Source organism: Thermodesulfobacteriota bacterium (assembly GCA_034189135.1).
GTDB lineage: Bacteria > Desulfobacterota > Desulfobacteria > Desulfobacterales > JAUWMJ01 > JAUWMJ01.
This window is the reverse complement of record JAXHVO010000137.1, coordinates 1-5,430: the sequence shown is the minus strand read 5'-3', so window position 1 is coordinate 5,430 and position 5,430 is coordinate 1. Positions and strand designations below refer to the sequence as shown.

The following is a 5,430-nucleotide window of genomic DNA, read 5'->3' as shown; positions in this document are numbered from 1 at the left end:
TTGAAAAAGGCAAAGGAGTTGGGAGTTGAGTTCGATCCAGGTTTGATAGATACGGCTAACAGGGTGGTGCGATAGCAATAAATGCCGTGTTAATAATGCACTTCATGCCGAAATTTTAACTCAGGGAAAAATGAAGCCGTAAACTGCCGATGAAAAAGACAAGCCATCTTAAAATAAAAATTTTTGCAGCAACCGTACCGGCATTGATTTTTGCAATTCTTACTATTTCCGCTTCAAACATCATCTTATTAAAATCAGTTCATTCAAGTTATAAAGAATTACTGGAGGAAAAATCATTTGCTGTGGTTAATAATGTCAGAAGAGTCGTAAATAAAAATCTGCAAGTCTTTCCCTTAAAATGCTTATCCTGGATGAGCACCTATATCAGTGGTGTCGTAGAAAGTACCGACGGGGTGAGTTACTGTTTTATCGCTGATAAAGAAAATACCGTACTGTTTCACAGCGATGAAAAAATGGCGGGCCAAAAACTGAAGGCGAATATTTACACTGATTTTCTATCCGGTAATGCTTTTTCCAAACAAACGGTTTCTGTGGCCGAATATTATGAATTAATCGTTCCGATTATCAAAACGGACGAAATAGTGGGAAGCATTCATTTGGGAATTGAAAAAAAACTGATCGATTCAAAAATTTTCGATTTGTTTCTGATAACGGCGATTGTTTTAGCTGTCTCATTGACGGTCTCCACCACTGGTACAGCACTTGTTTCAAGTTACCTGGCATCCAGAGTGAATGTCATTAAAAACGGTTTAAATAGAATCCAGAAGGATTTTAAATACCGCATTTCTCCCATGAAAGGAGAGGTAGGTGAAATTGTTTCTGCGATTAATGAGATGGCTTTTTCTCTGACCAAAAGGAAGAAGCTGGAGGATCAGCTACAAAGGGCACAGAGGTTGGCAGCTATTGGAGAAATGGCTGCCGGGGTTGCCCATGAAATCCGAAATCCTTTGACTTCCGTTAAGGGCTTTGTCCAGTTGATTGGTGAAGATCTTGAAGAGAATGACAGAAAATTAGAATATATTCAGATTGTGGTAAAGGAGGTAGACCGGTTAAATAAGATTATTAATGAGCTTTTGGATTATGCAGGATCTTCCAGTCTCCAACGGGTGGTAACGGACATTAATAAGGTGATGGACAATACTCTTTTGCTCCTGAACTTCGAGGCGATTAAGCCGAAGATTCACATTAAGAAAAAGTATAATTATGATCTGCCGATTATTCCTATAGATGAAGAACAGGTTAAACAGGTATTTTTAAATTTGGTCATAAACAGCACACAGGCGATTGAAGCCGAAGGGGAAATTACCATTGAGACGGCCATGAGCAAAAACGGAAAATTCGTAAAAGTGATAATCCATGATACCGGCATGGGAATCGAAGAAAAAAATATCAAAAGGATTTTCGATCCATTTTTTACAACAAAAGAAAGAGGAACCGGTCTGGGGCTGGCGGTGGTCCAAAAAATTGTAGAAATGCATGGCGGGCATATTGAGGTGGAAAGCCGGCCCGGACTGGGAACAACATTTACAGTGTATTATTGTATTTAACGGCAGGTTAATTTTAAAAAGAGGACGTGATTGGGCTGATGCATAATAAACGAATACTTGTTGTTGATGATGAAGAGAATGTGAGAAAGCTTCTTTTTGAGGTTTTAACAAAAGAAAGGTACAATGTGAATGTCGCCGAGAGCGCCCAAAAGGCACTGGATATGTTGGTAGAGCTCCCCATTGATCTGGTACTGATGGATATCCGTATGCCAGGCATGGATGGAATAGAGGCCTTTCATATTATCCGGGAGAATTATCCCAAAGTCACCGTGATTATGATGACTGCTTTTGTCAGTATAGACACGGCGGTAGAAGCGATGAAAATGGGGGCTTATAATTATATTTCCAAGCCATTTGATATTTCGGAAATCAAGGTGACCGTTAAAAGAGCGCTGGAAATACAAAAATTAACCGAAGAAGTAAGAGATCTCAGGCATGAAATACAAAATGAATTTTCCATTAGCAACATTATCGGTAAGTCAGATAAAATGAAAGAGGTATACAAGATTATTGGTAGAGTTGCGGACAGCTATTCAAATGTGCTGATTCATGGAGAAAGCGGTACCGGAAAAGAACTGATTGCTAGGGCGATTCATTACAACAGCCAACGAAAAAATAACAAATTCGTTAAGGTTAACTGTGGTGCACTTCCTGAAAACCTGCTGGAAAGTGAAATTTTTGGATATGAAAAGGGGGCTTTTACAGGGGCGGGGGAAATGAAAACGGGGAAATTTGAATACGCATCCGGGGGGAGTGTTTTTCTGGATGAAATTAGCGAAATGAGCCCGAATCTTCAGGTTAAACTGTTGCGAATAATACAGGAAAAAGAATTTGAACGACTTGGAGGACTTGATCCTATAAAATCTGATGTGAGAATTATCGCTGCAACGAACAGGAATCTAAAGAAGCTTGTCAAATTGGGAGATTTTCGAAAAGACATGTTTTACCGGCTGAGTGTGGTCTCAATTTATTTGCCTCCTCTTCGGGAACGAAAGGAAGATATCCCCCTATTGACAGAATATTTTCTTAATAAATATAATAAAGAAATGAACAAAAGGTTTAATCATATATCTCAGAAAGCCATGCGCCTTCTCATGGCATATGATTGGCCGGGCAATGTTCGGGAACTGGAAAATGCAATTGAACGCGCCATGGTGCTGGGCAGCGGTGCAATCCTGCTGCCTGAAAACCTTCTTCTTGATTCAACATCTTTTTCCGGGCAAGAGGTGGAGATTCTCTATTTTGAAGATAAATCGCTTCGACAAATTCTTCAAGAAGTCGAAAAAAAAGTGTTGAATAAAGTTTTGAAAAGAAATGGATGGAACAAGGCCCGAACCGCGAGAAAAATGAAGATGAGCCGTCAGGCGCTCCTGTATAAAATTGAAAAATACAACATAGAAAAAAACCGATAAGCCGTATCTGTTTGCAGATTCAAAGTTTGCATTTGAAAGCGATAAGTGGCGGTTTTCGATGTTAAAGTGTTGATGAAGCTTATATACGAGTTTTTCATCGTTTAAAAAAAAATATATTTATAAGAAACAGTATAGAAAAGCAAACCTTTGAATTCCTGAATCCAATGTATAAACTTTAAACGGTATGTATATCTTTTATACAGACCGACTGTTTTCCTCCATCAGTCATTTTTATAAACCGCTTGAATTACTCGGTTTATTTTTAAAGAATTTTGGCCCGATTTTTGCTCCAATCAGTAGCAAGTGGATGAATGAATGCGAAGACAGGCCAAAATTTCAAAAAAAAGGAGGTTATTATGATTCGAAAAATGGGGGATTATTTTTCCCGCTGGGCCGAGAAGTACATGCCTGATCCGTTTTTATTTGCTATTCTGTTAACATTTCTAACACTGATTTTGGGAATTATTTTTACGGACAATGGGCCCTTTGACATGGCCAAATACTGGCACAAGGGATTCTGGACGCTGCTTAAATTTTCAATGCAGATGTGTATGATCCTGGTGACGGGCTATGCCCTTGCTACAACAAAAGTGATTCGGAAATTTATCGATATGCTCGCCGATATTCCTAAAACCGGCTCCGGTGCAGCAGTCCTTGTGGCGTTTGTTGCCATTATCGCCGCTTATATCAATTGGGGGCTTGGAATTATTGTGGGCGCACTAATGGCCAGGCAGGTAGCTTTGCGCGGCTATGAAAAAAAGCTTCCTATGCACTATCCGCTTTTAGGGGCAGCCGGATATGCCGGGCTTGCTGTTTGGCACGGCGGTTTTTCAGGTTCCGCGCCGCTGCTGGTTGCAACCAAGGGGCATTTTCTGGTAAAGGACATCGGTATAATTCCCGTGTCAGACACGCTGTTTAGCGTCTTAAATATTGTTGTGGCTGTTTTTCTTATTATCGGTCTTCCGTTTTTGTTCAAACTGCTGAGTCCTTCAGACTCTGAAAAAATGGTCCAGATAGATAAGGTAATTCCGAATGTTGACGAATTACTGCAGGAAAACAAAGAAGATGCATCTGAAAAAAAACGCCGAGATACCTTTGCGAGCAAACTGGAACATAGCATTATTATCAGCATGCTGATCGGTGTTATTGGGCTGGTAATTATTATTTGGTATTTTTATACAAAAGGTTTTAAACTCAACCTGAATATAGTCAATTTTACCTTTCTTTTTGTTGGAATTGTTCTCCATAAAACACCCATTAATTATGTTCGAGCCATATCAGCAGGAACGAAGAGTTGCTCAGGTATCATTCTTCAGTTCCCCTTTTACTCCGGAATCATGGGAATGATGAAATTTTCAGGCCTCATTGTTGTTATTGCCGGATGGTTCGTTGCCATTTCAAACCAGTACACCTTTCCTTTGTTTACTTTCATAAGTGCGGCACTGGTGAATATCTTTGTACCCTCAGGAGGAGGGCAGTGGGCTGTTCAGGGACCGGTTATTGTTGAAGCTGCGAAGGAATTGGGCGTCGGTTATCCTAAAGCCATCATGGCCCTGGCTTATGGAGATCAATGGACCAACCTCTTCCAGCCTTTCTGGGCCTTAGCACTGCTGGGGCTGACAGGGTTAAAGGCCAGGCAGATTATGGGATATTGTATGACGGTTATGTTCATTGGTGCAGTCTTTTTCCTTCTAGCCCTTTTGTTTTTACCTGCCTGATCGTTTTAATGGGATTGTCTTCCGTTTCATTCAATAACAGCCCAAACCTTTTACATAGATTTGGGCTGTTTCAGTTGTTAAAGCCACGCACAAGGTTGAGGTCTTTAATTAATTTAATCAAACAAGGAGAGCGAATCATGGGTAAACAGTTATGGAAGCCTTCGGAGGAAAGAGTAAAGGGTACCAACATGTACCGGTTCATGAATTTTGTGAATGACAAAATCGGTAAGGATTTTACCAATTATGATCCGATGTACCGGTGGTCCATAGAAAACATACCGGAGTTTTGGACCTTAATGTGGGAATTTACCGAAATCAGGGCATCAAAGCCGTATAGCCAGGTCATTGATGATGTAACTAAAATGCCCGGTGCCAAATGGTTTGCCGGTGCAAGGCTCAATTTTGCGGAAAATCTTCTTCGATACCGGGATGACCATGTGGCCCTGATTTTCAAAGGAGAAAGCCAGGATTCCATCAAGATGACCTATAAAGAGCTTTACGATGAAGTCGCCCGTGTGGCCAAGTCTTTAAGAGAGGCAACAGTAAAACCGGGTGACCGGGTGGTGGGTTTTATGCCGAACATGCCTGAATCCATCATTGCCATGCTGGCCGCCGCAAGCGTGGGTGCCACCTGGTCTTCCTGCTCTCCTGATTTCGGAATAAAAGGAGTTCTGGACAGATTCGGACAGATCAAGCCCAAAGTGTTATTTACCGCCAACGGCTATTCTTTTA

4 protein-coding genes are annotated in these 5,430 nt (G+C 40.9%); all 4 read left to right on the top strand.

The annotated features are described in order from the left end of the window. Positions 1-149: 149 nt before the first annotated feature. On the top strand, positions 150-1,568 hold the full coding sequence (locus SWH54_20035; GenBank protein MDY6793561.1) for an ATP-binding protein: 1,419 nt from the start codon (positions 150-152) through the stop codon (positions 1,566-1,568). Positions 1,569-1,606: 38 nt separating this feature from the next. Next, a complete protein-coding gene (locus SWH54_20030) occupies positions 1,607-2,980 on the top strand; it encodes a sigma-54 dependent transcriptional regulator (GenBank protein MDY6793560.1) in 1,374 nt (457 codons plus the stop codon). Positions 2,981-3,336: 356 nt separating this feature from the next. Beyond that, the gene (locus SWH54_20025) at positions 3,337-4,698 is read left to right on the top strand and encodes a TIGR00366 family protein (GenBank protein ID MDY6793559.1); all 1,362 of its coding nucleotides are present in this window, start codon (positions 3,337-3,339) and stop codon (positions 4,696-4,698) included. 137 nt (positions 4,699-4,835) lie between these two features. Continuing rightward, the coding region (locus tag SWH54_20020; GenBank protein MDY6793558.1) for an AMP-binding protein at positions 4,836-5,430 on the top strand (595 nt) is incomplete at its 3' end.